We start from the raw sequence: 26,064 nt of genomic DNA on the forward strand, positions 1-26,064 counted from the left end.
TGCCGAGCATGACAAATCCACAGAGTGACAGCGGCTCCTTCGAGAGAAGGACCACGGGGCTGATCGGTTTCGACAGCGCCTGTGAATCCACGAGAAGCGGGCCGAGGATGCAGAGTTATCTCGTAAACGCTCTCTGCAAAACAATAGTTGCCGAATCCAAGCGCAACGACTTCGCCCTCGCTGCATAAGCGAGCCCGATAGTCCGTCAGACCGTATGTGATTCCGATACGGATCCTGGCGTCATCTAGGAATCTTGCTGTGTGACGGCGTCTGGACGTCACGCGGGACTCTTCCCAGGCTGGGCTCGTCGACTTAGGTGTCTGTGACAAAGGTCGGAGCCGAGCAGAACGCTTCCACAGACTGCGCCCGGAGAAGGCGTGGAGACTCAGCGTTGGACGGGGGTTCGATTCCCCCCAGCTCCACCAGGTCGCTGTCACCGGATTCAGACCCCGTCGGATGCGCACACGCACCCGACGGGGTCTCGTCATCTGCGCTGACCAGGGGCGCTGTGGTGGCCGCGTCAGCGGTCGCCGAGCGCGGAGAGGTTCGCCTGTGCGTCGGCGACGGCCTGCTCGGCGTCGGCGACGCGACCGTCAGCGGTCGCAGCGGCATCCTCGGCGGTGTCCGACTCGACGCGCGCGCGGTCGCGCCGTCGACGGAGCTGCGAGAGTTCGCGCTCGATCTCGGCTTCGCGTGCGGTGAGCTCGTCGATCGTCGCCCGGAGGTTCGCCGCCGTCTTCGCCGTCGCCTTCTGCTCGCGGAGGAGACGGTCGCGAGACTGCTCGGCGTCGCGCACGGCGCGCTCCGCCTTCTTGCGCTCGCGACGCGCGGCGACCTCGTCGGCGGGAGCGGACTCCGGCGCGGCCGCCGACGGTGCGCCGCCCGCGACGATCGAGCCCATCAGATCCGAGTATGTCTCCGACGGCTCGAGTGCGCGCACGAGTCGACCTGACGCGACCGCAGCGGCTGCATCGGGATCGAAGAACGCGGCCGAGATCGTCTGCTGCACCGCCTCGCGTGTCGCATCCGTGACGCGCTCACCCCGCGATGCGGCGAGGTCGGCGGCCGCTGCGGCCAGCCGCGCGGTCAGCGCACGGCGATCTCGGCCCAGCTGGGCGAGGGCCTTCGCGTCGAGGTCATCCTGCGCGTCACGAAGCTCCGCGGCCAGTGCGAGCGCCTCACCGAGCTGGGCTGCTCGCTCGCGGGCGAACACGTTCACCACCCACGCCGCGACCGACGGCTTGCGCAGCGATCGGATGCCCGCGGAGAGCGCCGCGTCGGTCGTGGCCTTCGCGCGGGCGTCGCGGGTCGCGGTGAACTCGACGAGCGGGGCGGTGTAGAGGGCAGCGGCGATCGACGTCAGGTCGTCGTCCGTGCTCATGCGAGCGACACTACACCGCAGTCGCGGAGCGCCGATGTCGTGGGGTCAGCCCTGCCACTCGATGAGGAGGAGGCTCTGGCGGGTGTCGGCGACCTCCACCCAGCCGTCGCCGAACAGGTACGTCATCCCGTAACCGTCGTCGTCGGTGCCCATCGAGAAGTCGGGGTTCTCGGTGATGTAGATCCCGTCAGCGCCGTCTTCGCGCGTCCATCCCGAGGAGAGCAGCGACGACTGCGCGTCGGCGGCCTGGTCGGCGGTGATCGCAGACCAGCCGTACAGCTGACCGTGGTCGGACGCGACCGAGTAGTCGGCCCAGAAGCACAGCAGGCCGTCAGGCAGCGTGACATCGCCGATCACGAACTCCTTCTCCTCGGACGTCCAGCCCGCGTCGGTGAGCGCCTGCACGGTGCCGGCCGAGACGATCGTGTCGCACGTGGGCTGCGCCGCGGGTTCGGGCGTGGGCGTCGGCGTCGGGGTGACGGTGGCCGTCGCCGTCGGCTTCGGGACGTCGGGCGTCGGCGTCGCGTTCGCGTCGGTGCCGCCGGAGCATCCGGCGAGCACCGCCGCAAGGGCGAGTGCGCCGAGTGCTGTGGTCAGAGTGCGGTGCGTCATCTCGGGCCTTCGTGGGGAGTTCGTCGGGCGTCGGGTCAACCGTGCAACAGGTCGAGGAAGGCGTCGTGCAGCGTGCCGTTGCTGGCGAGTGTCGACAGGTCGGAGATCGTCTCGGCGCCGTCGAATCCCGTCATGCGGCCGCCTGCTTCGCGGACGATCGGTACTGCGGCCGCGATGTCGTACTCCTTGACGTCGAACTCGGCGACCATGTCGATGCGTCCCTCGGCGAGCAGCATGTAGGCGTACACATCGCCGTAGGCGCGATCGCGCCAGACGTGGTCGGCGAGGCGGAGAAGCTGGTCGCGGTGCCCGGAACGGGTCCACTGCGCGATGCTCTGGAAGCTGACACTCGCATCGTCGAGCGACGCGACGTCGGAGACCTGCAGACGGCGGGGTCCGGAGGCGGTGCCCGTCCATGCACCGGCGCCTGCGGAGGCCCACCAGCGGCGTCCCAGAGCCGGCATGCTCACGACTCCCACCTGCGGTACGCCGTCGATCGCGAGCGCGATCATGGTGCCCCACAGCGGCACGCCCCGGAGGAAGTTCGCAGTGCCGTCGATCGGGTCGATGATCCACTGTCGGTGGGTGTCGCCCTGGGCGCCGAACTCCTCGCCGAAGATGCCGTCGGCAGGCCGCTCCGCGGCGATGATCTCGCGGATCGCCCGCTCGGTGGCGAGATCGGCGTCGGTGACGTGAGAGCTGTCGGCCTTTGTGGACACTTCGAGGTCTGCGCTGTCGAAGCGGGGGAGCGACTGGGCGTCGGCGGCGTCGGCGAGCCGGAGGGCGAGCTCGAGGTCGCGGGACAGGTCGGCGGCAGCGGTGGAAGCAGTCACGTGAACAGGATAACCGCCGGGTCAGGGGCGACCGCCGCGGTCCGACATGCGGCGACACGCGCGGCGGTCTCGGGGGAGCGACGCGGATTTCGTCTCGCGCCCGTCGGCTGGTAATGTAATTCCTCGGCCGGGGGAAATCCGGGCCACGCACCTCTAGCTCAATCGGCAGAGCAACTGACTCTTAATCAGTGGGTTCAGGGTTCAAGTCCCTGGGGGTGCACGGATCAGCCTCGAAGACTCTCGCCAGTCTTCGAGGCTTTTTCGCGTCTACGGGCACGATGGCAGATGACCACCGGGCGGTGCGGATCATCTGGTGTCCCGCCGGGGCGGTACGGCGTCGTGCCGACCCGGCGGGAGCTCGAGCGGCGACTGTCAGGCGGCGTCGCCGATGAGGATCGCCGCGGCATCCTCATCGGCGTCGTCGGGCTCGTCGTCGATGTGGGCGAGGGCTTTGCGCCCGAGGAACACGGTGAGCGCAGCGATGAGCACAGCGAGCGCCGCCACCAGATACGGGACGGTGGCGTTCATCGCGTGCCACAGGGCCGCGGCGAGAGGCGGAGCCATGGCGCCGCCGAGGAACCGGACGGCCGAGTACGCCGACGATGCGACCGAACGGGGCAGGTCGGTGGCCTCCATCACGGCTTCGGTGAGCACCGTGTTCATGATGCCGAGGAGCAGGCCGCCGACGATGATGCAGGTCACGAGGGCCGCAGCCGACGACACCAGGAGTCCGGCCACGACGAGGTCGACGGCCAGCAGCGGCAATACCGACAGGATCACGCGGGTGCGCGGCATGCGCCGCATGAGGACCGGGGCGACCCAGACGCTCGTGACGGCGAGGGCGACGCCCCAGCCGAAGAACGTGAACCCGATGCCCATGGCGCCGAAGCCGAGTGGGAACGGCGAGAACGCCAGGAGGATGAAGAACCCGATGTTGTAGAACAGCGCCGTCACCGCGAGGATCGCGAGCGCCGGGCGGCGCAGAGCAGTGAACGGCGCGGAGAAGCGCACCGGAGCCGGCTTGTCCTGCGGGCCGCGCAGCAGGACGAGGACCGCCAGGAAGGCGATCGCCATCAGCACGACCACGCCGAAGAACGGCGCACGCCAGCTCTGCTCGCCCAGGATGCCGCCGAGCAGCGGCCCGATCGCGATGCCGAGTCCGAGCGCGGCCTCGTACAGCACGATCGCCGCGGCGCTGCCGCCGGACGCGGCGCCCACGATGGTCGCGAGCGCGGTGGAGATGAACAGCGCGTTGCCGAGTCCCCAGCCGGCTCGGAAGCCGATGACCGCGTCGACGCTGCCGCTCAGGGCGCAGAACAGCGCGAACACGACGATGAGCGCCAAGCCGATCAGCAGGGTGCGCTTCGCGCCGATACGGCTCGAGATCCAGCTCGTGACGAGCATGGCGACTCCGGTGACGGCGAGGTAGCTGGTGAAGAGCAGCTCGGTCTCGAAGGGGCTCGCCTGCAGCGAGTCGGCGATGGCCGGGAGGATGGGGTCGACCAGGCCGATGCCCATGAAGGCGACGACGCAGGCGAAGGCGACGGCCCAGACCTGTGCGGGCTGCTTCCACACGGAAGCGGTGTTACTGCTCACTGCGATGCTCCTGTCAGTCGTTCGTGGTGTGCGCGGCGAGGATCTCGGCTGCGCGCATGAGGGTGCTCCAGTCGTCGTCGCCGAGATCGGCGAAGCGCGGGGCGAGGGTGTCGCGGAACTCGGCTCGCCAGGTGCGCAGGGCCGCGCGTCCGGCATCCGTGATGTCGACCGCGATCGCGCGCGAGTCCTCCGGCACGGGGGAGCGGAGCACGAGTCCGGAGGACTCGAGCACGCCGATGAGCCGGGTCATTCCGGGCTGCGTGGTCCGTGCGGCGGTCGCGAGTTCTCCCACGCGCTTGGATCCGCTCTGCTCGAGCAGGCTCAGCACGCGCCACTGCGCGGCCGGGGCCTCGTTCCCGGCATCCTGCGCCGCGATCCGCGCCAGGGCGTGCGCCGACAGGACGAGGGAGGGGATGACGTCCGCACGATTCATACCTCAGAGTATATACCCGATGGTATGGATCTTGGCGTGAGTGGAGCCGATCCGTCAGCGCCGGGCGCCGGCGATGCGTGCCGAGAGCTGGTGCGCGTGTGCGAGCAGGATGCGTCCGAGCTCCGCGGTGCGATCGGGACCGAAGCGGAACGCGACCCCCGTCAGGCTCAGCGCCCATTCCGGCCGGCCGGATCGATCGAAGACCGCAGCGCCGAGGCCCCAGCTGCCCTCGACGATGAGTCCGGGGTTCACGGCGTACCCGCGCTCCTTGGTCTCGGCGAGTCGGGTGCGCAGAGGGTTCTCCCCGTGGGGTCGACCCCAGTTCTGCGCGAGCTCGGGATGACGGTCGAAGTAGGCGTCCACATCGTGGTCGGGGAGGAACGCGAGGATCGCGAGTCCGGCGCTCGCGACCCCGAGCGGGAAGCGCACGCCCTCACTGAGCACGAACGACCGGATCGGGAACGCGCCCTCCTCGCGCAACAGGCACACGGTCTCATCGGCGCGTCTCACCGAGAGGAAGGCGCTCTCCTCGGTCTTGACCGCGAGAGAACGGACGATGTCGCGGGCCAGACTCGTGACGTCGTAGCGGGTGGCGGCGACGGATCCCATCAGGAACAGCTCAGGCCCCGGCATCCATCGCACGCTGTCGTCGTCGCGATCGACCAGCCCCTCTGCGCGGAGGGCCGACAGCAGTCGATGCGCGGTGGAGCGCGAGAGACCGGAGTCGCGAGCGAGCTCTTGCAGCGTCGCACCGTCGGAGCCGCTCCGGGTGACGAGACGCAGCAACGACGCCGCACGGGCGATGGCCTGCGCGCCCGGAACGGTCCGGTTCGTAGATTCCATATCGTGGACGCTACGCGACGGTTCGGCCATATGGCAAGAACCGGCTTGGGGGCGGTGGGCGCCGAGGCGCAAGCTGTATGCACGCACGTCTTCGAAGGAGCACACGTGATCGACAAGGAATGGGCCTCGGCGCAGCAAGCGGTGGCGGACATCGCCGACGGGTCCTCTCTCGCGGTAGGAGGATTCGGTCTCTCGGGCAACCCGATCGCCCTGATTGAGGCAGTGCTCGCCCAGGGCACCGCCGACCTCAGCATCGTCAGCAACAACTGCGGGGTCGACGACTGGGGCCTCGGCATCCTGCTCGGAGCTCGTCGCATCCGCAAGATGACGTCGTCGTACGTGGGGGAGAACAAGGAGTTCGAACGGCAGTTCCTCTCCGGTGAGCTGGAACTCGAGCTGACCCCTCAGGGGACTCTCGCCGAGAAGCTGCGCGCTGGCGGGTCCGGGATCGCCGCGTTCTACACGCAGACGGGTGTCGGCACGCAGGTCGCCGAGGGCGGTCTTCCCCGTCGCTACGCCGCGGACGGCACCGTCGCGGTGGCCTCGCCCGTCAAGGACGTCCGCAACTTCGCCGTCGACGGCACGCCGCGCGACTACGTGCTCGAAGAAGCGATCACGACGGACTTCTCCCTCGTGCACGCGCTCCGCGGCGACCGCCACGGCAACCTCGTGTTCAACAAGGCGGCGCGCAACTTCAACCCGCTCGCCGCGATGGCGGGTCGGGTGTGCATCGCCCAGGTGGAGGAGCTCGTCGAGCCGGGAGAGCTCGATCCCGACAGCATCCACCTGCCCGGCGTCTTCGTGCACCGCGTCGTCGAGGTCGGCTCCGACATCCCCAAGCGCATCGAACGGCGCACGACCACGACGGACGGAGCCTGAGATGGCGCTCACACGCGACGAGATGGCCGCACGGGCCGCGGCCGAGCTGCAGGACGGCTCCTACGTCAACCTCGGGATAGGCCTGCCGACCCTGGTCCCGAACCATGTTCCCGCCGACGTCACGGTCGTGCTGCAGTCGGAGAACGGCATCCTCGGGGTCGGCCCGTACCCGAGGGAGGACGCCGTCGATCCCGACCTCATCAACGCCGGCAAGGAGACCGTGACGGTGCTGCCGGGATCGGCCTTCTTCGACTCGGCGACGAGCTTCGGCATGATCCGCGGCGGCAAGATCGACGCCGCGATCCTCGGCGCGATGCAGGTCTCGGCGACGGGTGACCTGGCGAACTGGATGATCCCCGGCAAGATGGTCAAGGGCCCGGGAGGCGCCATGGACCTGGTGCACGGCGCCGCCCGCGTGATCGTGCTGATGGAGCACGTCGCACGCGACGGATCGGCGAAGATCGTGCACGAGTGCAGTCTGCCGCTCACCGGTCGCGGCGTCGTCGACCGCATCATCACCGACCTCGCCGTGATCGACGTCACGGACGACGGGCTCGTCCTCGTCGAGACCGCACCGGGTGTCGACGTCGACGAGGTCATCGCTGCGACCGAGCCGCCGCTCATCATCAGGAAGGACACCACCCCATGACCGACACTGCCGCCACCCACGAAGACGACATCGTCATCGTCGCCGCCGCCCGCACGCCTCAGGGGCGCCTCAAGGGGCAGCTCGCGAGCTTCTCCGCGCCGCAGCTCGGCGCCTTCGCGATCCGCGGGGCGTTCGAGCAGGGAAGCATCGACCCCGGTGACGTGGACGCGGTGATCGTGGGGCAGGTTCTGGCCGCAGGGTCCGGCCAGAACGCGGCCAGGCAGGCGGCGATCGGTGCGGGCATCGGATGGGACGTGCCGGCGCACTCGGTCAACAAGGTGTGCCTGTCGGGTCTCACGGCGGTGATCGATGCGGCGCGCATGATCAGGACCGGCGACGCCGACGTCGTGGTCGCGGCGGGGATGGAGTCGATGACGCGTGCGCCGCACCTGCTCATGGGGTCCCGCGACGGCTGGACGTACGGCACCGTCGAGGTGCTCGATCACATGGCCTACGACGGCCTGACCGACGCCTTCGACCGCGAGAGCATGGGCGCGTCGACCGAGCGGCACAACGCCCGGTACGAGACGACGAGGGCCGCGCAGGATGCCGTCGCCGCGCTGTCGCACCAGCGAGCGGCCGCCGCGCAGCAGGCGGGCGTCTTCGACGCGGAGATCGTGCCCGTCACGGTGCCGCAGCGACGGGGTGAGCCGATCGTCGTGCGCGCCGACGAGGGCGTGCGCCCGGACACGACCACGGAGTCGTTGGCGGGTCTTCGTGCCGCGTTCGCCGAGGGCGGGTCGATCACGGCCGGCAACTCCTCGCAGATCTCCGACGGAGCATCGGCCGTCGTCGTGACGACTCGCGGGCGGGCAGCGGAGAAGGGCTGGTCGGTGCTCGTGTCGGTGGGAGCGAGCGGGCAGACCGCCGGGCCCGACAACTCCCTGCATGCGCAGCCGGCGCGGGCTATCGAGCAGGCGTGCGCACGGCAGGGCATCGCGCCCGCCGACCTCGACCTGGTGGAGATCAACGAGGCGTTCGGCGCCGTCGTCGCGCGGTCGCAGGTGGAGCTCGGCCTGAGCAGCGATGTCGTCAACCTCCACGGCGGGGGCATCGCGATCGGGCATCCGATCGGCGCCTCCGGCAACCGTCTGGTCGTCCACATCGCGCATGAGCTCGCCCGACGCGGCACCGGCGTGGCCGCCGTGGGACTCTGCGGCGGCGGCGGTCAGGGCGAGGCGCTCATCCTCACCCGCTGAGCCGCGCGGTGCAGGAGGGGCTCAGCGCCGTGCGCGCTTGAGCTCCTTCTGGAAGTTCTTCTCCTTCTTCAGGATGTCCTTCTGCTGCTTGGCGTACAGCGGGGAGTCCGGTGAGACCGGCTTGCCCTGATTCAGCCGTCGCGTGTCGATCACGGCGCCGATCGCGAGCGCGAAGGTGATCGCCCAGCTGAACCAGGCGAGCGCGGCACGCCAGGTGATCTTCGTCTCGCGCGAACCGCGCAGGAGGGCGACGCCCGACATGATCGCGCCCAGCAGTCCTGTTCCCGTGAGGTAGTTCATGCCCTCACGCTACCCGTCCGCACCCCCGCGCCGTCGAGCCTTGACAAGAGGAGCGGATGCGGTCCGGCCGTCTTTCAGGCTCACGCGCTACCATGGAGGGGTCGCGGCTCGCCGCGGCCGCACCCGTGTATCTACCGGCCGTCGGCTCCCCGACGGACAGCGGCGGCACCCGACCCCGCGTCCGCGGACGCGCGAGAGCCATGACACACGCCACATCCTCGTCCACGTCGACCACGGTCGACCCCGCCCCTCAGCCGGACGCTCAGCAGAGTCTTCTCAGACTCGCGGGCCTGCCGTACTTCATCATCGCGTTCGTCGCGCGACTGCCCTTCGCGATGATGGTCGTCGGTGTGCTGACGGTCGTCGTCTCCGCCCGCGGATCTCTCTCGCTCGGCGGACTCACCTCGGCCGCGGTCGGTCTCGGCACCGCCTGCTTCGGCCCGCTCCTCGGGGCTGCGGCCGACCGGTTCGGTCAAAGGCTCGTACTCCTCCTGCTCGCGATCGCCAACGGTGCGATGCTCGTGCTGTTCACGGTCGTCGTCTACGGAGACGCCGTCGATGCGCTCGTGCTGATCGCTGCTTTCGGCATCGGCGCGACCGCCCCGCAGGTGGCGCCCATGTCGCGCTCGCGACTCGTGACGATCATCGCCGATCGGATGCCGGAGTCCCGACGTGCCCGCACGGTCTCCGGCACCATGGCCTATGAGTCGGCGGCCGATGAGACCGTGTTCGTGTTCGGGCCGTTCCTGGTGGGCATCCTCGCCTCCGCTCTGGCCCCGTGGGCCCCGCTCGCGGGCGCCGCGGCGCTGACCGTCGTATTCGTCGGCGCGTTCGCCCTGCATCCGAGCGCTCGCGCGGTGTCGGTGCATCGGGGAGCGGACGGACGTGCGCCCTCGGCGGTGTCCGAGCTGTTCGATGCGCGCGTGCTCGTGGTCGTGCTCGGCATCCTCGGCGTCGGCGTGTTCTTCGGAACCATGCTCACCTCGCTCACCTCGTTCATGGCCGACCGTGGCGCGCCGGAACAGGCGGGACTGCTGTACGGCGTCATGGGCGTCGGATCGGCGATCCTCGCCCTCGGTGTGGCGTGGCTGCCGCCGAGATTCACGCTGCGGGCCCGATGGCTCGTGTTCTCCGGCATCCTGCTCGCGGGATCCCTGCTGCTCCTGGTCGTCGACGCGCCGACGACCATGATGCTGGCCCTCGCGATCATGGGCGTCGGCATCGGCCCGACTCTGGTGACCCAGTACAGCCTCGGTGCGGCCCGCAGCCCGCTCGGGCGCTCGGCGACCGTCATGACGATGCTCGGATCCGGAGTGGTCGTCGGTCAGTCGATCGGAGCCGCCGTGGCGGGCGAGCTCGCGGAGAGCGTCGGCACGGGCGCCGCCCTCATGCTGCCGATCGCGGCCGCGGCGATAGCTTTCGGTGCAGGCCTTGTCAACTGGCCGCTGAGTTCCGCTCGCACTCGCGTAGCCTCGGTCTGAGCTTCTGTAGCCTGAGGAGCACCGCACCGCACCGACAGGAGCTCCACCATGTCCGCCGCAGAATTCGTCGTCGTCGCCAATCGCCTGCCGGTGGATCGGGTGATCGGCCCCGACGGCTCGGAGGAGTGGCGCACATCACCCGGAGGGCTCGTGGCGGCTCTCGAGCCCATGATGCGCCACGCGCACGGCGCCTGGGTCGGGTGGCCGGGTCAACCCGACGTCGACCTCGAGCCCCTCGAGATCAACGGGATCGACCTGATCCCCATCGCGTTGTCGGCGGAGGAGATCGCCGACTACTACGAGGGCTTCGCGAACGACACGATCTGGCCGCTCTACCACGATGTGATCGCGCCCCCGCAGTACCACCGGGAGTGGTGGGACGCGTACGTGCGGGTCAACCGGAGGTTCGCCGAGGCCGCGGCGTCGGTGGTCGCGCCCGAGGGAACGGTATGGGTGCACGACTACCAGCTGCAGCTCGTCCCGCAGATGGTGCGGGAGCTGCGACCCGACGTCACGATCGGGTACTTCCACCACATCCCGTTCCCCGCGCACGGCCTGTACGCGCAGCTGCCCTGGCGCGATCAGGTGCTGACGGGTCTTCTCGGCGCCGACGTGATCGGCTTCCAGCGGGCCCAGGACGCGACCTACTTCCTCACGGCTGTGCGTCGTCGGCTGAAGTACGAGGTGAAGGGCGCGGCGGTCGCGGTCCCCGACGGTGACGGGGCGACCCGTACGTCGGTCGCCCGGGCCTTCCCGATCTCGATCGACACCGCTCCGTACCTCGAACTCGCCGCGCGCCCCGACGTGCAGGCGCGTGCCGCGGAGATCCGCGCGAGCCTCGGCAACCCCGCGAAGATCCTCCTCGGCGTCGACCGACTCGACTACACCAAGGGAATCCGACACCGCATCAAGGCGTACGGGGAGCTCCTCGAAGACGGGCACCTCAAGGTCGAGGACGTCACGTTCGTGCAGGTCGCGAGCCCCAGTCGTGAACGCGTCGACGCCTACGTGCATCTGCGCGACGAGATCGAGCTCGCGGTCGGGCGCATCAACGGCGACCACGACACCATGGGGCACACGGCCATCCGCTACCTCCACCAGGGGTACCCGCGGGAGGAGATGGTGGCGCTGTACCTCGCCGCCGACGTGATGCTCGTCACCGCCCTGCGCGACGGCATGAACCTCGTCGCCAAGGAGTACGTGGCCACGAGGGCCGACAACCGCGGCGTACTCGTGCTCAGCGAGTTCACCGGCGCGGCCGACGAGCTGCGCCAGGCGGTGCGGGTGAATCCCCACGACATCGCCGGGCTCAAGGACGCGATCATGACGGCGGTCGAGATGCCTCCGGCGGAGCAGGGCAAGAGGATGCGGTCGCTGCGCCGTCGCGTGCTCGAGAACGATGTCGACGCGTGGTCGTCGTCGTTCCTGGCGGCGCTCGCGGAGGTCAGAGGGCGCTGACGGGACGGCCATACTGGAGGGGACACCCGCCTCGATTGGAGACCCCGTGACCCGCACCTGGACCCCTGGAACGCCGGATGCCGCCGTGAGCGCGATCGCGGCCACACCGCGCCTCGTCGTCGCGCTCGACTTCGACGGCACGGCTTCCCCGCTCGTCCCGGACCCGATGGCGGCACGGGCGCTGCCGGAGGTCGCGGCTCAGGTCGACCGCCTCGCGGATCTGCCCGACACGGTCGTGGCCTACGTCTCCGGCCGCAGCATGCACGACCTGCGGATCATCACGGAGCACACCGACGATTCGCTCATCGCCCTCGCCGGATCGCACGGCGCCCAGTACTGGTATCCCGGTATGGGCGAGGCCGACGCGACGGGTCCCGACACGGTCGACGGCGCCCGGGAGGAGCTCTGGGCGGCGGCGCAGCCGATCATCGACCGCTACGAGGGCGCCGAGCTCGAGCCCAAGACCTTCGGCATGGGCGTGCACACGCGCACGGCGACGCGTGAGGTGGAGACCGCGGTGTTCGCCGAGATCGACGAGCTGGTCGCCGAGCGGTTCCCGCACTGGCGCCGGCGCTCCGGGCACCGCGTCCTGGAGTTCTCGTCGCGCACCGAGGGCAAGGATGCCGCGATGGCCGCTCTCCGCGCGCACTTCGACGCGACCGCGATCCTCTTCGCCGGCGACGACGTGACCGACGAGGATGCGATGCGGGTGCTCGAGGGCGACGACCTCGGGGTGCGCGTCGGCCCGGGGGAGAGCGCCGCGGCCCTGCGTGTGGAGAACCCACAGGAGATCGCGCTGCTTCTGGAGGCTCTCGCGGACGAGCGGATCGCCGGTCGGGAATAGACTTCCGTCATGTCCTCGCTCGAGTCCGCACCCCACGAGTCCATCGACATCAAACCGCGCAGTCGCGTCGTCACCGACGGCATCGAAGCCACGACCTCCCGGGGCATGCTCCGTGCGGTCGGCATGGGCGACGCCGACTGGGACAAGCCCCAGATCGGCATCGCGTCCAGCTGGAACGAGATCACCCCCTGCAACCTGAGCCTCGACCGCCTGGCGCAGGGAGCCAAGGAGGGCGTGCACTCCGGCGGCGGGTACCCGCTGCAGTTCGGGACGATCTCCGTCTCCGACGGCATCTCGATGGGGCACGAGGGCATGCACTTCTCGCTCGTGTCGCGCGAGGTCATCGCCGATTCGGTCGAGACGGTGATGATGGCCGAGCGCCTCGACGGCTCGGTCCTGCTCGCAGGGTGCGACAAGTCGATCCCCGGGATGCTGATGGCCAGCGCCCGCCTCGATCTGTCGAGCGTGTTCCTGTACGCGGGTTCGATCGCACCGGGTTGGGTCAAGCTCTCCGACGGCACCGAGAAGGACGTCACGATCATCGACTCGTTCGAGGCGGTCGGAGCCTGTCGTGCCGGCCTCATGAGCGAGGAGGACCTCAAGCGCATCGAGTGCGCGATCGCTCCAGGCGAGGGCGCGTGCGGCGGAATGTACACGGCCAACACCATGGCATCGGTCGCCGAAGCGCTCGGGCTCAGCCTCCCGGGCTCGGCTGCCCCGCCCGCAGCCGACCGCCGCCGCGACTACTTCGCCCACCGCTCGGGCGAGGCCGTCGTGAACCTGCTGCGTCAGGGCATCACGACGCGCGACATCCTCACCCCGGAGGCCTTCGAGAACGCGATCGCGCTCGCGATGGCGCTCGGCGGCTCGACGAACGTCGTGCTGCACCTGCTCGCGATCGCCCGCGAGGCCGAGGTCGAGCTGAGCCTGCACGACTTCAACCGCATCGGCGACAAGGTGCCGCACGTGGCCGACATGAAGCCGTTCGGCAAGTACGTCATGAACGACGTCGACCGGCACGGCGGCATCCCCGTGATCATGAAGGCCATGCTCGACGAGGGCCTGCTGCACGGCGACGCGCTCACCGTGACCGGCAAGACACTGGCCGAGAACCTCGCCGAGCTCGACCCGCAGCCCATCGACGGCGAGGTCATCCACACCTTCGACGACCCCATCCACGCCACCGGCGGTCTCACGATCCTGCATGGATCGCTCGCGCCCGAAGGGGCCGTCGTGAAGACCGCCGGCTTCGACGCCGCCGTGTTCGAGGGTCCTGCCCGCGTGTTCGAGCGCGAACGCGCAGCGATGGATGCCGTCGCGAACGGCGAGATCGACGCCGGCACCGTGATCGTGATCCGCTACGAGGGACCCAAGGGCGGACCGGGCATGCGCGAGATGCTCGCGATCACCGCGGCCATCAAGGGCGCGGGGCTCGGAAAAGATGTACTACTCTTGACGGACGGACGATTCTCAGGCGGCACAACCGGCCTGTGCATCGGCCACATAGCACCCGAAGCGGTGGACGCAGGTCCCATCGCCTTCGTGCGCGATGGTGATCTGATACGGGTCGATATCGCAGCTCGCTCTCTCGATCTACTCGTCGATGAGGCGGAGCTCGCCTCCCGCCGCTCTGGCTGGGAGCCGCTTCCCCCGCGCTATACCCGTGGCGTTCTTGCCAAGTACTCACGCCTCGTGCGGTCCGCCGCCGAGGGCGCGACGACCGGCTGACACCGACGTTCGACCGACATCCGCGATGTCCGGCATCCGACGTCACCCGCAGACCACCAGAAGGAAAGTCATGACTGCTGACTCCGTCTCGGCCGTGCCGAGGCCCCCCGCACCCAAGTCCGCCGCCCCCGAGATCACCGGGGCCGAGGCCGTCGTCCGCAGCCTCGAACTGCTCGGCGTCACCGACGTCTTCGGTCTGCCCGGGGGAGCGATCCTCCCCGTGTACGACCCGCTCATGGACGCCGAGTCGCTGCGCCACATCCTCGTGCGCCACGAGCAGGGCGCCGGTCACGCGGCCGAGGGATACGCGTCGTCGTCCGGCAAGGTGGGCGTGTGCATCGCCACCTCCGGGCCCGGCGCGACGAACCTCGTCACCGCCATCGCCGACGCGTACATGGACTCGGTGCCGCTGCTGGCGATCACCGGCCAGGTGTTCTCGACGCTCATGGGCACGGATGCGTTCCAGGAGGCCGACATCGTCGGCATCACGATGCCGGTCACGAAGCACTCCTTCCTCGTGAAGGACGCCGCCGACATCCCCGGAGCGATCGCCGCAGCCTACGAGATCGCCTCGACCGGCCGGCCCGGCCCGGTGCTCGTCGACATCACGAAGGATGCCCAGCAGAACGTCGCACCGTTCATCTGGCCGCCCAAGATCGACCTGCCCGGTTACCGTCCGGTGACCAAGGCGCACGGCAAGCAGATCCAGGCCGCCGCAGCTCTTCTCGCCGAGTCGAAGAAGCCCGTCCTGTACGTGGGCGGCGGCGTCGTGCGCGGCAAGGCGTCGGCAGAGCTGCTCGGCCTCGCCGAGACCACCGGTGCGCCGGTCGTCACGACGCTCATGGCGCGTGGCGCGTTCCCCGACTCGCACCAGCAGCACCTCGGCATGCCGGGCATGCACGGCACGGTGCCCGCGGTGCTCGCGCTGCAGGAGGCCGACCTCATCGTGTCGCTCGGCGCCCGGTTCGACGACCGCGTCACCGGCAAGGCCGCCCTGTTCGCCCCGAACGCCAAGGTCGTGCACGTCGACATCGACCCGGCGGAGATCTCGAAGATCCGCACGGCGGACGTGCCGATCGTGGGCGACGTGCGCGACGTGCTCATCGACCTCGAGACGGCGTTCCGCAGCGCGATCGGCACCGCGACGCCCGACACCGAGGAGTGGTGGTCGTACCTCGACGGGCTGCGCACGGAGTTCCCGCTGGGCTACGCGCCCACGACCGACGGGCTCCTGGCGCCGCAGTACGTGATCCAGCGCATCGGCGAGCTGACCGGCCCTGAGGGCATCTACGCCGCAGGCGTGGGACAGCACCAGATGTGGGCGGCGCAGTTCATCAAGTACGAGCGTCCCAATGCGTGGCTGAACTCCGGGGGAGCGGGCACCATGGGGTACTCGGTTCCCGCGGCCATGGGCGCCAAGGTCGCCGAGCCGCACCGCCAGGTCTGGGCGATCGACGGCGACGGATGCTTCCAGATGACCAACCAGGAGCTCGCGACCTGTGCGATCAACGACATCCCGATCAAGGTCGCGATCATCAACAACTCCTCGCTCGGCATGGTGCGCCAGTGGCAGACGCTGTTCTACGACGGTCGTCACTCCAACACCGACCTCAACACGGGACACGGCACGATCCGCATCCCCGACTTCGTGAAGCTCGCCGAGGCCTATGGCTGCCTCGCGATCCGCGTGGAGAAGGAGGAGGAGGTCGACGCCGCGATCCAGCTCGCCCTCGAGACGAACGATCGCCCCGTGGTCATCGACTTCGTCGTGAGCGCCGACTCCATGGTGTGGCCGATGGTCCCCCAGGGCGTGAGCAACAGCTATGTCCAGTACGCGCGTGACCACGCGCCCGCATTCGACGAGGAGGACTGACCATGACGACGCACGTGCTGAGCCTCCTCGTGGAGGACACCCCCGGTCTGCTCACGCGAGTCGCGGGGCTGTTCGCCCGCCGCGGCTTCAACATCCACTCCCTCGCCGTCGGCGTGACCGAGGTGCCGAACATCTCGCGCATCACGGTCGTCGTCGATCTCGACGACCTCCCGCTCGAGCAGGTGACGAAGCAGCTGAACAAGCTGATCAACGTCATCAAGATCGTCGAGCTCGACTTCTCTACATCCGTGCAGCGTGAGCACATGCTCATCAAGGTCCGGACCGACAACGCGACGCGGTCGAACGTGATCGAGGTCGTGAACCTGTTCCGTGCCTCTGTCGTCGACTACGCCTCCGACGCGCTCGTGGTCGAGGTCACGGGCGACCGCGGCAAGGTCGAGGCGCTGCTGCGGGCGCTCGAGCCCTTCGGCATCAAGGAGATCGCGCAGTCGGGTCTCCTCGCCATCGGACGCGGCGGCAAGAGCATCACCGAGCGCGTCCTGCGCGGCTGACATACCCACACACGTACAGAACCCCAATCAAGGAGAAAGAACCAGTGAGCACCGAGATCTTCTACGACGCCGACGCCGACCTGTCCCTCATCCAGGGCAAGAAGGTCGCCGTCGTCGGCTACGGCTCGCAGGGCCACGCCCACGCGCAGAACCTGCGCGACTCGGGCGTCGAGGTCGCCATCGCCCTCAAGGAGGGGTCGAAGTCGGCCGCCAAGGCCGAGGAGGCCGGCTTCCCGGTCAAGACGGTCGCCGAGGCGACCCAGTGGGCCGACCTCATCATGATCCTCGCGCCGGATCAGCACCAGCGCACGATCTACAGCGAGTCGATCGCACCGAACCTCACCGAGGGCAAGACGCTGGCGTTCGCGCACGGCTTCAACATCCGCTTCGGCTACATCGACGCTCCCGAGGGCGTCGACGTCATCCTCGTCGCCCCGAAGGCGCCCGGCCACACGGTGCGCCGCGAGTTCGTCGCCGGTCGCGGCATCCCGGACATCATCGCGGTCGAGCGCGACGCCTCGGGCAACGCCTGGGCGACGGCTCTCTCGTACGCGAAGGCCATCGGCGGCACCCGCGCCGGCGTCATCAAGACGACCTTCACGGAGGAGACCGAGACCGACCTGTTCGGCGAGCAGGCAGTGCTCTGCGGTGGCATGAGCCACCTCGTGCAGGCAGGTTTCGAGACGCTCGTCGAGGCGGGCTACCAGCCGCAGATCGCCTACTTCGAGGTGCTCCACGAGCTGAAGCTCATCGTCGACCTCATGTGGGAGGGCGGCATCGCCAAGCAGCGCTGGTCGATCTCCGACACCGCCGAGTTCGGCGACTACGTCTCGGGCCCGCGCGTCGTCGACGAGCGTGTCAAGGAGAGCATGAAGGGCGTGCTCGCCGACATCCAGTCGGGTGCGTTCGCGAAGCGCTTCATCGACGACCAGGACAACGGCGCCGAGGAGTTCCTCGCTCTCCGTGCCAAGGAGGAGACGCACCCGATCGAGGCGACCGGCAAGGAGCTGCGTTCGCTCTTCGCCTGGAAGCAGCAGGACGAGGACTACGTCGACGGCAGCGCTGCGCGCTGACGGCGACGTAATCCTCGGAGGGCTGTGCTGGTCTGGCCGCTGCGCGGCCGCCGGCCTTCGGCCTTAGTCGACGGCAGCGCTGCGCGCTGATCACGCTGACAGACCCAGAACGGGCCCGGTGCGAATCGCACCGGGCCCGTTCCGTGTCCGGGTCACTCCGCGGGAGCGGCGTCCTCGACCTCGATCGGAGCGTCGGTCGGGTCTGCCCACACAGGCGCGGGCAGCGGCGTGTCGACGGCACCGCCCTGGATCGCGCGGAGCGCCTCGGTGATCTCGTCGGCGTTCTCGGGCACCGCGAGCCCGCACGTGCGCAGCTCCGACGCGAACTTGAGGGTGAGACGGATCTTCCCCGCCTCGACGGCCTCGGCGGTAGTGCCGGTGACTTTCTCGCTGCCGGTCTGGATGTCCGAGACCTCGTCGCACACGTGATAGACGGCACCGCCGGCGACCCAGACGACCTCGTCCTTGCCGAGGAGCTGGATGACCGTCGACTGGTCGGCCGTATACTGCTCGACGGAGGGCGGGTCGAAGTCGATGCCGAGCACGACCGCGAGAGCGGCGAGCACGATGCCCACGATCCCCGCCGCGGCCTTCTGCCCCTTGTCCATGTCCTTGTTCAGGAAGATGAGGATGATCAGAGGCAGGAACGCGACGACGGCGATGATCGCGCCGAGTTGGTTCTGTACGAAGAAGCGGACCTTGTCGGACTTGCGTGCGGGATCGAGGCGGTTGGCCTTCTTCCACAGGATCGAGCCGGTGATCGACAGCGCCGCGATCACGACGAGCATGACCAGGAGCGTGATGAACGCCCACTGCGGGAACACCACGGTCGCATCCTGGCTCTCGAGGAGCCCGGTGTCGGCGTTCCGCACGAAGCTCCCGTCCTCACCGACCACGACGCGCTGGCGGAGGAGCCAGAAGATCGCGACCGCCTCGGCCGCGATCGCGACGACCCAGAGTGCGACGGCGATCCACCGGAAGGTCATGGCCTTCGACTTCGCCTGCGCGGTCGGCACCCAGCCGGGCGCCGGCTCCTGCGCCGCTCCTTCCGAGGCGCTCGCCTCGACGTTCTTGTTCTGCTCGGCCACGATCATCCCTCCCGACAGGCGCCTCCGGCGCTGATGCCCCTGAGCCTAGTGGAGCGGGTGTCCTACGCTGGAGACATGACATCCGATCCCGATGACGACGCCCTCACCTGGGACGGCGACGACGGCGCTGCGCGCCCGAAGCGCGATCGCGCCGCGGCCGCGCGCACGACCCCTCCGGTCGGCGACGCCTCGCTTCCCGACGGATGGAATGCGGTCGGGCGGGGGAGCGACGCCATCACGCATCGGCCCGATGCGGATGTCGCGGACATCGATGAGCGGGGAGCGGAGTCGCTCGACGAGACGCGTCCTCCGCTCAGCACCGCGATGCTGCTCACCCTCGGAGTCGTCGGCGGCGTCTACCTGCTGTACAGCGTCGGCTGGGTCGTCGGCGGCCTGCGCCTGAAGCCGCTCGCCAACTTCTTCGTCGCCGACGCGATGTTCATCCCCTGGTTCGTGCTGGCCGTGGCGGCTCCGGCTCTCTGGTTCGTCGCGAGCTTGGTGCTGACGCGAGGCAGGGCCGGCTGGATGCGGGTGGGAGCACTCGTGCTCGGCGTCGTGCTGCTGGTGCCCTGGCCGTTCGTGACGGTGGGGGCGATCGGCGCATGAGCGAGACGGCCACGCGGGCGGCATCCGCATCTCCCCGCTGGATCAGCGGACTCGTGCTCGGCCTCGCCGGGCTGTTCTACGCGTACGCGATCTGGAACGCGATCGCGCACCTGATCACGATGGCGCGGAGCGGCCTGGACACGGCCGGATGGGTGGCGCTCGTGTTCGGGGTGGTCTTCCCGGCGATCGTGTTCGTATTCGCCTACCTGATCGGTCGCCGTCGTCGCGTCGGCGAGCTCGCGATCACGCTGCTCGCAGGACTCGGCCTCGTCGCGGTGTTCTGGCTGAGCCTGCTCGCCTACAGCCTCACTCTCGCCACCGGGTGAGCCGCCGCGGGGCGTCACACGTCACGGACGTGCCGAGGCCCTCGGGTAGAGTTGAGGCGATCGCGCCCCCACGGTGTGCGGCGCATCGGCCCCTCCCGCCTGTCGCGCTGCCCCGAAGGATCCACTGTGCCGAAGCCCGTCGTGCTCATCGCCGAAGTACTCTCTCCCGCCACGATCGAGGCTCTCGGCCCCGACTTCGACGTCCGTGACGTCGACGGCACCGACCGCGAGGCCCTGTTCGCGGCTCTCGCGGATGCGGACGCGGTGCTCATCCGGTCGGCGACCCGCATCGACGAGGAGGCGCTCACGCACGCGCCGAAGCTCAAGGTGGTGGCCCGCGCCGGTGTCGGCCTCGACAACGTCGACATCAAGGCCGCGACCGCCGCCGGCGTCATGGTCGTGAACGCGCCCACGTCGAACATCGTGTCCGCCGCCGAGCTCACGGTCGGGCACATCCTCAGCCTCGCCCGTCGCATCCCTGTCGCGCACGCCTCGCTGTCTGCGGGGGAGTGGAAGCGCAGCTCCTTCACGGGTGCCGAGCTGTTCGAGAAGACGGTCGGCATCGTGGGCCTCGGCCGCATCGGCGCGCTCGTCGCGGCACGACTGGCCGCGTTCGACATGCGCGTGGTCGCCTACGACCCCTATGTGACCTCGGCGCGCGCACAGCAGCTCGGCGTGCAGCTGCTGTCGCTCGACGAGCTCGTGGCCGAGGCCGACTTCCTCACGATCCACATGCCGAAGACGCCGGAGACGACCGGCATGATCGGCGCCGAGCAGTTCGCGGCGATGAAGCCGACCGCGTTCGTCGTGAACGTCGCCCGCGGCGGGCTCATCGACGAGGCCGCGCTGCACGAGGCGCTCGTGGCCGGGGAGATCGCGGGAGCCGGTCTCGACGTCTTCACCTCCGAGCCGCCGGCCGAAGGCGGCTCCGCGCGTCCGCTGCTCGACCTCCCCAACGTCGTCGTCACCCCGCACCTGGGGGCGAGCACCGAGGAGGCGCAGGAGAAGGCCGGTGTCTCGGTCGCGAAGTCCGTGCGTCTCGCACTCGGGGGAGACCTCGTGCCCGATGCCGTGAACGTCGCCGGCGGCGTCATCGACCCGTACGTGCGTCCCGGCATCTCGCTGGTCGAGAAGCTCGGCCAGATCTTCGCCGCCCTCTCGACGTCGCCGCTCACGAGCCTCGACGTCGAGGTGCACGGCGAACTGAACGCCTACGACGTCAGCGTGCTCAAGCTCGCGGCCCTCAAGGGCGTGTTCACGAACATCGTCAGCGAGACGGTCTCGTATGTGAACGCACCTCTCCTCGCCGAGCAGCGCGGCATCGCCGTGCGCCTCATCAAGGACGACGTGAGCGCCGAGTACCGCAACGTCATCACGCTCACCGGTGCACTGTCCGACGGCACGCAGCTCTCGGTGTCGGGAACGCTGACCGGTCCCAAGCAGACCGAGAAGCTCGTCGGCATCAACGACCACGCGCTCGAACTGCCCATCGAGAAGCACCACGTCGTGATGCTCTACACCGACCGCCCCGGCATCGTGGCGGTCTACGGCCAGAAGTTCGGAGAGGCCGGCATCAACATCGCCGGCATGCAGATCGGTCGTCTGGCCGCCGGCGACCAGGCTCTCAGCGTGCTCACGCTGGACTCGCCCGTGTCCGACGAGCTGCTCGACGACGTGCGCGGCGCGATCGACGCCGACCTGTTCCGCCAGATCGAGATCACCGAGGTCTGATCTACGCAGAGTGACGAGGGAGGATGCCGTTGCTCACGGCATCCTCCCTCTGTCGTCGGATCGCGGGCGCGGTCAGAGCGCCGTGGCGCGCAGCACCAGCGCGAGGAGTGCGTCGAGGTCGCCGTCGCGGGGCACCAGTCTCTCGACGCCGTTCACGTCGAGCGAGTTGTTGAAGTAGAGCCCGTCGCTGACGAGCATCACGAGGTCGAGGCTCGCCCGGTCGCGGACCTGCGGGCGGATGACCTCTTCCCAGCGCCGGCGTGCATGGCGCAGCGCGTCGCCGGCCGCGACGGAGCCGCCTTGCGCGAGCCGCGAGGTGGCGATGAGCGCCCGGTCGAGGGCGTCGTCCTCCATCACGGACGTGCGCAGGTAGTACGCCACAGGCCCCTCGTCGTGCGCGTTCATGCGCTCGAGATCCAGCGTCGTCAGTCGGTCGAGACGGTCGAGGATGCCGGCGGCGAGCTCTTCCTTCGAGGCGAAGTGGTAGAGCAGACCGCCCTTCGAGACCCCCGCTTCCTTGGCCGTCGTGTCGAGTGTCGCGGCACGCTCGCCGTCGGTGATGACGATCTTCTCGAACGCGTCCAGGACGCGTTCGCGGGCGAGGGGCGGTCTGGGCATGCATGTCCTCTGCTCGACGGTTGTCTGACCTCACGCTAGTGCCAGGAGAGCGGCGATTCTGTTACTATACCATCTGGACGGTTCAGAATCAGGTCGTCCGCGATTCGAAAGGTGTGACCCATGACCCGTACGGCGTCGATCCCGACGACGGAGACGGATGCTCCCCGCGTCGGAGCCCGCGGATGGGCGGCTCTCGTCGTCCTCATGCTCCCGGTTCTGCTCGTCTCGGTGGACAACACGGTGCTGAGCTTCGCGCTCCCGGAGATCTCCATCGCCCTCGCGCCGACCGGCGCCGAGCAGCTGTGGATCATCGACGTGTACCCGCTCGTGCTGGCGGGACTCCTCGTGACGATGGGAACCCTGGGAGACCGCTTCGGCCGGCGTCGGATGCTGTTGATCGGCGCGACGGGATTCGCGGTCGTGTCCGCACTGGCGGCGTTCGCACCCACCGCCGGACTGCTGATCGCCGCTCGCGCACTCCTCGGCTTCTTCGGCGCCATGCTCATGCCGTCCACCCTGTCGCTGCTGCGCTCGATCTTCCTGAACCGCGACCAGCGGCGCCTCGCGATCGCCGTGTGGGCGTCGGCCTTCTCGGCGGGGGCTGCCCTCGGGCCCATCGTCGGCGGCTTCCTGCTCGAGCACTTCGCGTGGGGATCCGTGTTCCTCATCGCCGTGCCCGTGCTGATCCCGCTGCTCGTGTGCGCCCCGCTGCTGGTTCCGGAGAGCCGCGACCCTCAGCCCGGACGCATCGACCCGATCAGCATCCTGCTCTCGATGGCGGCGATGATCCCCGTCGTCTACGCGATCAAGTCCCTGGCGGTCGACGGCCCCTCGCTCACGGCCGGCGCCTGGGCGCTGCTCGGCATCCTGATGGGGTACCTGTTCGTGCGTCGCCAGCTCCGTGCCGACATCCCGATGCTCGACATGGCGCTGTTCCGCCGCGGCACGTTCTCGGGGGCGATACTCGTGAACCTGCTCAGCGTCGTCGCGCTCGTCGGCTTCCTCTACTTCGTCTCGCAGCACCTGCAGCTCGTCCTCGGGCTGTCACCCATGGTCGCGGGTCTGGCGCTCGTGCCCGGGATGGTCGCCATGATCATCGCCGGTCTGAGCGTCGTTCCGATCTCCCGTCGCGTCCGCCCGCACATCCTCGTGCCGGCCGGACTGGTGTTCTCGGTGGCGGGCTACCTGCTCGTCGCGATGTCGACCGAGGAGCACGGCGTGGCTCCGCTCATCCTCGCGTTCGTCGTGTTGGGGATCGGCATCGGGGCGGCCGAGACGATCTCCAACGAGCTGATCCTCTCCAGCGCCCCGGCAGCGAAGGCCGGTGCCGCGAGCGCCGTGTCGGAGACCGCGTACGAACTGGGCGCCGTGCTCGGCACCGCCGTGCTCGGCGGACTCATCACCGCCTTCTACCGCGGTGCTCTCGTGATCCCCGAGGGCATTCCCGCCGACGCGGCGCAGGCGGCATCCGAGACCCTCGCAGGCGCGTACACCGCAGCCGCGGCTCTCCCTGGAGAACTCGGCGACGCGCTCTGGGCCGCAGCGTCGGCCGCGTTCGGCTCCGGGGTGCTGGTGACGTCGCTGATCGGCGCGGCGCTCGTCGTGCTCGCCGGGGTGATCGCCGCCGTCACACTGCGCAAGGCCCCCGCGCACTGAGCGCTACTCTGGGAGGACCGGCCCGCCGCCGAACCCGTTCGGGCGCGCCGGTCCATCCCGATGCAAGGAGTCGCATGTCGCGTGTCGTGAAGCTGGCCGTGATCCCCGGAGACGGGATCGGTCCCGAGGTCGTCGCCGAGGCCGAGAAGGTCCTCGACGCCGTGACCGCGTCGAGCGACGTGACGTTCGAGAAGACGCGGTTCTCTCTCGGCGCCGCGCGCTTCCTCGAGACCGGCGACACGCTCACCGATGACGACCTGCAGGCGATCTCGGCTCAGGATGCGATCCTGCTCGGCGCCGTCGGCGGCACTCCGGGCGACCCGCGTCTCAAGGACGCGAACATCGAGCGCGGCCTGCTCCTGAAGCTGCGCTTCACGCTGGACCACTACGTCAACCTGCGTCCGTCGAAGCTGTTCGTCGGGGCATCCGGGCCGCTCGCCGCCCCCGGCGACATCGACTTCGTCGTGGTGCGCGAGGGGACCGAAGGTCCGTATGTCGGCAACGGGGGAGCGATCCGCCAGGGCACGCCGCACGAGGTCGCGAACGAGACCTCGGTGAACACGGCCTTCGGCGTGGAGCGCGTCGTGCGCTACGCCTTCGATCTCGCCGAGCGTCGTCGCAAGAAGCTGACGCTCGTGCACAAGACCAACGTCCTGGTGCACGCGGGGGCGATCTGGAAGCGGATCGTCGATCAGGTCTCCGCCGAGCATCCCGACGTCGAGGTCGACTACCTGCATGTCGACGCCGCCACCATCTTCCTCGTCACCGATCCGTCGCGCTTCGACGTGATCGTGACCGACAACCTCTTCGGTGACATCCTCACCGACCTCGCCGGCGCCGTCACGGGCGGCATCGGCCTCGCAGCCTCGGGGAACATCAATCCCGACGGCGCATTCCCGTCGATGTTCGAGCCGGTGCACGGATCCGCGCCCGGCATCGCCGGGCAGCAGAAGGCCGACCCCACGGCCGCGATCCTCTCGGTCGCCCTGCTGCTCGATCATCTCGGCCTCGGTGCGGAGAGCGCTCGCGTGAGCGCCGCCGTCGAGGCCGACATCGCCGCGCGAACGGGCGCGCGACCGACCGCGGAGATCGGCTCCGCGATCGCTGCACGCCTCTGAACGACAGGCGTAGGCTGAAACGGCGCGACGGTGCGCCCACCCACGAGGATTGGATGAAGACATGACGACCATCGACGCTGAGGCGGCCGTGGCTCCACTGGAGTTCGCGGTGACGAAGAACCTGACCGCTGCCACGCCGGCGCGTGTCGCGGAGGTCCACGAGAATCCCGGGTTCGGGGTGGTCTTCACCGACCACATGGTCGACATCTGCTGGTCGGCCAAGGGCGGATGGCACCGCCCCCGCGTGCAGCCCTACGGCCCGATCCCGCTCGACCCCGCGGCTTCCGTGCTGCACTACGCGCAGGAGATCTTCGAGGGCATCAAGGCCTACCGCCACGCCGACGGCTCGATCCACACGTTCCGTCCCGACCGCAACGCGGCACGGATGCAGGCGAGCGCACGACGCCTCGCCCTTCCGGAGCTGCCGACCGAGTACTTCATCCAGTCGCTGCGCGAGCTCATCGCGGTCGACGGCCGTTGGGTGCCATCGGGCGCCGATCAGAGCCTGTACCTGCGCCCGTTCATGTTCGCGAAGGAGGCGTTCCTCGGGGTGCGCGCCGCGCAGAAGGTGGCGTACTACGTGATCGCGAGCCCTGCGGGCGCGTACTTCACGGGCGGCGTGAAGCCCGTGCGCATCTGGCTCTCGGAAGACCACTCCCGGGCAGGACGAGGCGGCACCGGCAAGGCGAAGACCGGCGGCAACTACGCCTCGAGCCTGCTGCCCCAGGCTCTCGCGAGCGAGAAGGGATGCGACCAGGTCGTGTTCCTCAACGAGAACGGCTTCGTCGAGGAGCTCGGCGGCATGAACGTCGTCTTCGTCTTCAAGGACGGTCGGGTCGTGACGCCGGAATCCGACAGCATCCTCGAGGGCATCACCCGCGATTCCCTGCTTCAGCTCGCTGAGGACCGCGGCTACACGGTCGAGAAGCGGCCGATCTCGATCGATGAGTGGCGCCAGGGTGTGGCGTCCGGCGACATCGTCGAGGTGTTCGCGTGCGGCACCGCGGCGGTCGTGACCCCCATCGGTGCTCTCGTCGGCGAAGGATTCGACGAGGCGCAGCCGCTCGGCGAGCTCGCACTGTCGCTGCGCGAGGAGCTCACGGACATCCAATACGGGCGCCGTGAGGACCGGCACGGCTGGCTCCTGCGCCTCGACGCCTGAGGACTCGACAGACGCCCTGACCCCGCTTTGCGACATTCGCAAAGCGGGGTCTCGTCGTCGGGGCC

25 protein-coding genes, 1 tRNA gene and 1 other RNA gene are annotated in these 26,064 nt (G+C 69.3%); 18 read left to right on the plus strand and 9 right to left on the minus strand.

The features are described 5' to 3' along the window. Positions 1–55 precede the first annotated feature (55 nt). Positions 56–425, plus strand: a transfer-messenger RNA (tmRNA) gene (gene ssrA / locus ACIPYT_RS11625). Positions 426–520: 95 nt separating this feature from the next. On the opposite strand, the gene ACIPYT_RS11630 is transcribed toward ssrA, so the two are convergent. The 3 genes from ACIPYT_RS11630 to hisN are packed head-to-tail and all read right to left on the minus strand — an operon-like array spanning position 521 to position 2,826. Beyond that, a complete protein-coding gene (locus tag ACIPYT_RS11630) occupies positions 521–1,381 on the minus strand; it encodes a transposase (RefSeq protein ID WP_401073989.1) in 861 nt (286 codons plus the stop codon). A 45-nt stretch (positions 1,382–1,426) separates the two neighbouring features. Then, on the minus strand, positions 1,427–1,993 hold the full coding sequence (locus ACIPYT_RS11635) for a hypothetical protein (RefSeq protein WP_401073992.1): 567 nt from the start codon (positions 1,991–1,993) through the stop codon (positions 1,427–1,429). A gap of 35 nt (positions 1,994–2,028) precedes the next feature. Further along, entirely contained in the window at positions 2,029–2,826 is a 798-nt protein-coding gene (gene hisN / locus ACIPYT_RS11640; protein WP_401073995.1) for a histidinol-phosphatase, read from the minus strand. 147 nt (positions 2,827–2,973) lie between these two features. Here hisN and ACIPYT_RS11645 point away from each other — a divergent pair. Then, positions 2,974–3,046 (plus strand) — tRNA-Lys (locus tag ACIPYT_RS11645). Positions 3,047–3,198: 152 nt separating this feature from the next. On the opposite strand, the gene ACIPYT_RS11650 is transcribed toward ACIPYT_RS11645, so the two are convergent. From ACIPYT_RS11650 to ACIPYT_RS11660, 3 genes are read right to left on the minus strand one after another with little or no spacing between them, the layout of a single operon-like run. Continuing rightward, complete coding sequence (locus ACIPYT_RS11650; protein WP_401074832.1) at positions 3,199–4,428, minus strand: MFS transporter; 1,230 nt, start codon at positions 4,426–4,428, stop codon at positions 3,199–3,201. 7 nt (positions 4,429–4,435) lie between these two features. After that, positions 4,436–4,855 (minus strand): MarR family winged helix-turn-helix transcriptional regulator, encoded by a 420-nt coding sequence (locus ACIPYT_RS11655; RefSeq protein WP_401073998.1) that lies wholly within the window; start codon positions 4,853–4,855, stop codon positions 4,436–4,438. A 54-nt stretch (positions 4,856–4,909) separates the two neighbouring features. Further along, entirely contained in the window at positions 4,910–5,698 is a 789-nt protein-coding gene (locus ACIPYT_RS11660) for an IclR family transcriptional regulator (RefSeq protein ID WP_401074000.1), read from the minus strand. 105 nt (positions 5,699–5,803) lie between these two features. Here ACIPYT_RS11660 and ACIPYT_RS11665 point away from each other — a divergent pair, with 105 nt between their 5' ends. From ACIPYT_RS11665 to ACIPYT_RS11675, 3 genes are read left to right on the plus strand one after another with little or no spacing between them, the layout of a single operon-like run. Beyond that, a complete protein-coding gene (locus ACIPYT_RS11665) occupies positions 5,804–6,577 on the plus strand; it encodes a CoA transferase subunit A (protein WP_401074002.1) in 774 nt (257 codons plus the stop codon). A 1-nt stretch (position 6,578) separates the two neighbouring features. Then, entirely contained in the window at positions 6,579–7,226 is a 648-nt protein-coding gene (locus ACIPYT_RS11670) for a CoA transferase subunit B (RefSeq protein ID WP_401074005.1), read from the plus strand. Further along, positions 7,223–8,425 carry an acetyl-CoA C-acetyltransferase gene (locus ACIPYT_RS11675; protein WP_401074007.1) on the plus strand — a complete coding sequence of 401 codons (1,203 nt, stop codon included), beginning with the start codon at positions 7,223–7,225 and terminating at the stop codon, positions 8,423–8,425. The genes ACIPYT_RS11670 and ACIPYT_RS11675 overlap by 4 nt, the downstream gene beginning before the upstream one ends. A 21-nt stretch (positions 8,426–8,446) precedes the next feature. Here ACIPYT_RS11675 and ACIPYT_RS11680 read toward each other — a convergent pair whose 3' ends face one another. Further along, positions 8,447–8,725 (minus strand): hypothetical protein, encoded by a 279-nt coding sequence (locus ACIPYT_RS11680; RefSeq protein ID WP_401074010.1) that lies wholly within the window; start codon positions 8,723–8,725, stop codon positions 8,447–8,449. Positions 8,726–8,925: 200 nt separating this feature from the next. Between ACIPYT_RS11680 and ACIPYT_RS11685 the strand changes: the two genes are divergently transcribed. The 7 genes from ACIPYT_RS11685 (at position 8,926) to ilvC (ending at position 17,694) form a co-directional block, all read left to right on the plus strand. Continuing rightward, the gene (locus ACIPYT_RS11685) at positions 8,926–10,206 is read left to right on the plus strand and encodes an MFS transporter (RefSeq protein ID WP_401074013.1); all 1,281 of its coding nucleotides are present in this window, start codon (positions 8,926–8,928) and stop codon (positions 10,204–10,206) included. A gap of 48 nt (positions 10,207–10,254) precedes the next feature. Continuing rightward, the gene (locus ACIPYT_RS11690) at positions 10,255–11,664 is read left to right on the plus strand and encodes a trehalose-6-phosphate synthase (protein ID WP_401074016.1); all 1,410 of its coding nucleotides are present in this window, start codon (positions 10,255–10,257) and stop codon (positions 11,662–11,664) included. A 46-nt stretch (positions 11,665–11,710) separates the two neighbouring features. Beyond that, positions 11,711–12,508 (plus strand): trehalose-phosphatase, encoded by a 798-nt coding sequence (otsB, locus tag ACIPYT_RS11695; RefSeq protein WP_401074020.1) that lies wholly within the window; start codon positions 11,711–11,713, stop codon positions 12,506–12,508. 9 nt (positions 12,509–12,517) lie between these two features. Continuing rightward, complete coding sequence (ilvD, locus tag ACIPYT_RS11700; RefSeq protein WP_401074024.1) at positions 12,518–14,236, plus strand: dihydroxy-acid dehydratase; 1,719 nt, start codon at positions 12,518–12,520, stop codon at positions 14,234–14,236. Between the two features lie 70 nt (positions 14,237–14,306). Further along, positions 14,307–16,109 carry an acetolactate synthase large subunit gene (locus ACIPYT_RS11705; protein WP_401074026.1) on the plus strand — a complete coding sequence of 601 codons (1,803 nt, stop codon included), beginning with the start codon at positions 14,307–14,309 and terminating at the stop codon, positions 16,107–16,109. Between the two features lie 2 nt (positions 16,110–16,111). After that, a complete protein-coding gene (gene ilvN / locus ACIPYT_RS11710) occupies positions 16,112–16,621 on the plus strand; it encodes an acetolactate synthase small subunit (protein ID WP_401074029.1) in 510 nt (169 codons plus the stop codon). A gap of 44 nt (positions 16,622–16,665) precedes the next feature. After that, entirely contained in the window at positions 16,666–17,694 is a 1,029-nt protein-coding gene (gene ilvC / locus ACIPYT_RS11715) for a ketol-acid reductoisomerase (protein WP_401074031.1), read from the plus strand. A gap of 152 nt (positions 17,695–17,846) precedes the next feature. Here the strand turns inward: ilvC and ACIPYT_RS11720 are convergent, their stop codons facing one another. Further along, positions 17,847–18,782 carry a hypothetical protein gene (locus ACIPYT_RS11720; protein ID WP_401074033.1) on the minus strand — a complete coding sequence of 312 codons (936 nt, stop codon included), beginning with the start codon at positions 18,780–18,782 and terminating at the stop codon, positions 17,847–17,849. Between the two features lie 75 nt (positions 18,783–18,857). Here ACIPYT_RS11720 and ACIPYT_RS11725 point away from each other — a divergent pair, with 75 nt between their 5' ends. From ACIPYT_RS11725 to serA, 3 genes are all read left to right on the plus strand, one after another. Further along, positions 18,858–19,388 (plus strand): hypothetical protein, encoded by a 531-nt coding sequence (locus tag ACIPYT_RS11725; protein WP_401074036.1) that lies wholly within the window; start codon positions 18,858–18,860, stop codon positions 19,386–19,388. Continuing rightward, positions 19,385–19,714, plus strand: coding sequence for a hypothetical protein (locus ACIPYT_RS11730; protein WP_401074038.1), 330 nt, complete (start codon positions 19,385–19,387; stop codon positions 19,712–19,714). Before ACIPYT_RS11725 ends, ACIPYT_RS11730 begins: the two co-directional genes overlap by 4 nt. A gap of 126 nt (positions 19,715–19,840) precedes the next feature. Further along, positions 19,841–21,445, plus strand: coding sequence for a phosphoglycerate dehydrogenase (gene serA, locus ACIPYT_RS11735; protein WP_401074041.1), 1,605 nt, complete (start codon positions 19,841–19,843; stop codon positions 21,443–21,445). A 72-nt stretch (positions 21,446–21,517) separates the two neighbouring features. Here the strand turns inward: serA and ACIPYT_RS11740 are convergent, their stop codons facing one another. Then, on the minus strand, positions 21,518–22,063 hold the full coding sequence (locus ACIPYT_RS11740) for a TetR/AcrR family transcriptional regulator (protein ID WP_401074044.1): 546 nt from the start codon (positions 22,061–22,063) through the stop codon (positions 21,518–21,520). Positions 22,064–22,183: 120 nt separating this feature from the next. Between ACIPYT_RS11740 and ACIPYT_RS11745 the strand changes: the two genes are divergently transcribed. From ACIPYT_RS11745 to ACIPYT_RS11755, 3 genes are all read left to right on the plus strand, one after another. Continuing rightward, on the plus strand, positions 22,184–23,719 hold the full coding sequence (locus tag ACIPYT_RS11745; protein ID WP_401074047.1) for an MFS transporter: 1,536 nt from the start codon (positions 22,184–22,186) through the stop codon (positions 23,717–23,719). A 74-nt stretch (positions 23,720–23,793) separates the two neighbouring features. Continuing rightward, positions 23,794–24,837, plus strand: coding sequence for a 3-isopropylmalate dehydrogenase (locus tag ACIPYT_RS11750; RefSeq protein WP_401074050.1), 1,044 nt, complete (start codon positions 23,794–23,796; stop codon positions 24,835–24,837). A gap of 61 nt (positions 24,838–24,898) precedes the next feature. Continuing rightward, the gene (locus ACIPYT_RS11755) at positions 24,899–25,999 is read left to right on the plus strand and encodes a branched-chain amino acid aminotransferase (protein WP_401074052.1); all 1,101 of its coding nucleotides are present in this window, start codon (positions 24,899–24,901) and stop codon (positions 25,997–25,999) included. The last annotated feature ends 65 nt before the right edge of the window (positions 26,000–26,064 follow it).

It is taken from the genome of Microbacterium sp. NPDC089695, assembly GCF_044749085.1.
Taxonomy (GTDB): domain Bacteria; phylum Actinomycetota; class Actinomycetes; order Actinomycetales; family Microbacteriaceae; genus Microbacterium.

Coding starts and splice junctions, on each gene's coding strand:
- ACIPYT_RS11630 (WP_401073989.1), bottom strand. CDS start 1,381: ATGAGCACGGACGACGACCTGACGTCGATCGCCGCTGCCCTCTACACC.
- ACIPYT_RS11635 (WP_401073992.1), bottom strand. CDS start 1,993: ATGACGCACCGCACTCTGACCACAGCACTCGGCGCACTCGCCCTTGCG.
- ACIPYT_RS11655 (WP_401073998.1), bottom strand. CDS start 4,855: ATGAATCGTGCGGACGTCATCCCCTCCCTCGTCCTGTCGGCGCACGCC.
- ACIPYT_RS11660 (WP_401074000.1), bottom strand. CDS start 5,698: ATGGAATCTACGAACCGGACCGTTCCGGGCGCGCAGGCCATCGCCCGT.
- ACIPYT_RS11670 (WP_401074005.1), top strand. CDS start 6,579: ATGGCGCTCACACGCGACGAGATGGCCGCACGGGCCGCGGCCGAGCTG.
- ACIPYT_RS11675 (WP_401074007.1), top strand. CDS start 7,223: ATGACCGACACTGCCGCCACCCACGAAGACGACATCGTCATCGTCGCC.
- ACIPYT_RS11680 (WP_401074010.1), bottom strand. CDS start 8,725: ATGAACTACCTCACGGGAACAGGACTGCTGGGCGCGATCATGTCGGGC.
- ACIPYT_RS11685 (WP_401074013.1), top strand. CDS start 8,926: ATGACACACGCCACATCCTCGTCCACGTCGACCACGGTCGACCCCGCC.
- ACIPYT_RS11690 (WP_401074016.1), top strand. CDS start 10,255: ATGTCCGCCGCAGAATTCGTCGTCGTCGCCAATCGCCTGCCGGTGGAT.
- ilvD (WP_401074024.1), top strand. CDS start 12,518: ATGTCCTCGCTCGAGTCCGCACCCCACGAGTCCATCGACATCAAACCG.
- ACIPYT_RS11705 (WP_401074026.1), top strand. CDS start 14,307: ATGACTGCTGACTCCGTCTCGGCCGTGCCGAGGCCCCCCGCACCCAAG.
- ilvN (WP_401074029.1), top strand. CDS start 16,112: ATGACGACGCACGTGCTGAGCCTCCTCGTGGAGGACACCCCCGGTCTG.
- ACIPYT_RS11725 (WP_401074036.1), top strand. CDS start 18,858: ATGACATCCGATCCCGATGACGACGCCCTCACCTGGGACGGCGACGAC.
- ACIPYT_RS11730 (WP_401074038.1), top strand. CDS start 19,385: ATGAGCGAGACGGCCACGCGGGCGGCATCCGCATCTCCCCGCTGGATC.
- ACIPYT_RS11740 (WP_401074044.1), bottom strand. CDS start 22,063: ATGCCCAGACCGCCCCTCGCCCGCGAACGCGTCCTGGACGCGTTCGAG.
- ACIPYT_RS11745 (WP_401074047.1), top strand. CDS start 22,184: ATGACCCGTACGGCGTCGATCCCGACGACGGAGACGGATGCTCCCCGC.
- ACIPYT_RS11750 (WP_401074050.1), top strand. CDS start 23,794: ATGTCGCGTGTCGTGAAGCTGGCCGTGATCCCCGGAGACGGGATCGGT.
- ACIPYT_RS11755 (WP_401074052.1), top strand. CDS start 24,899: ATGACGACCATCGACGCTGAGGCGGCCGTGGCTCCACTGGAGTTCGCG.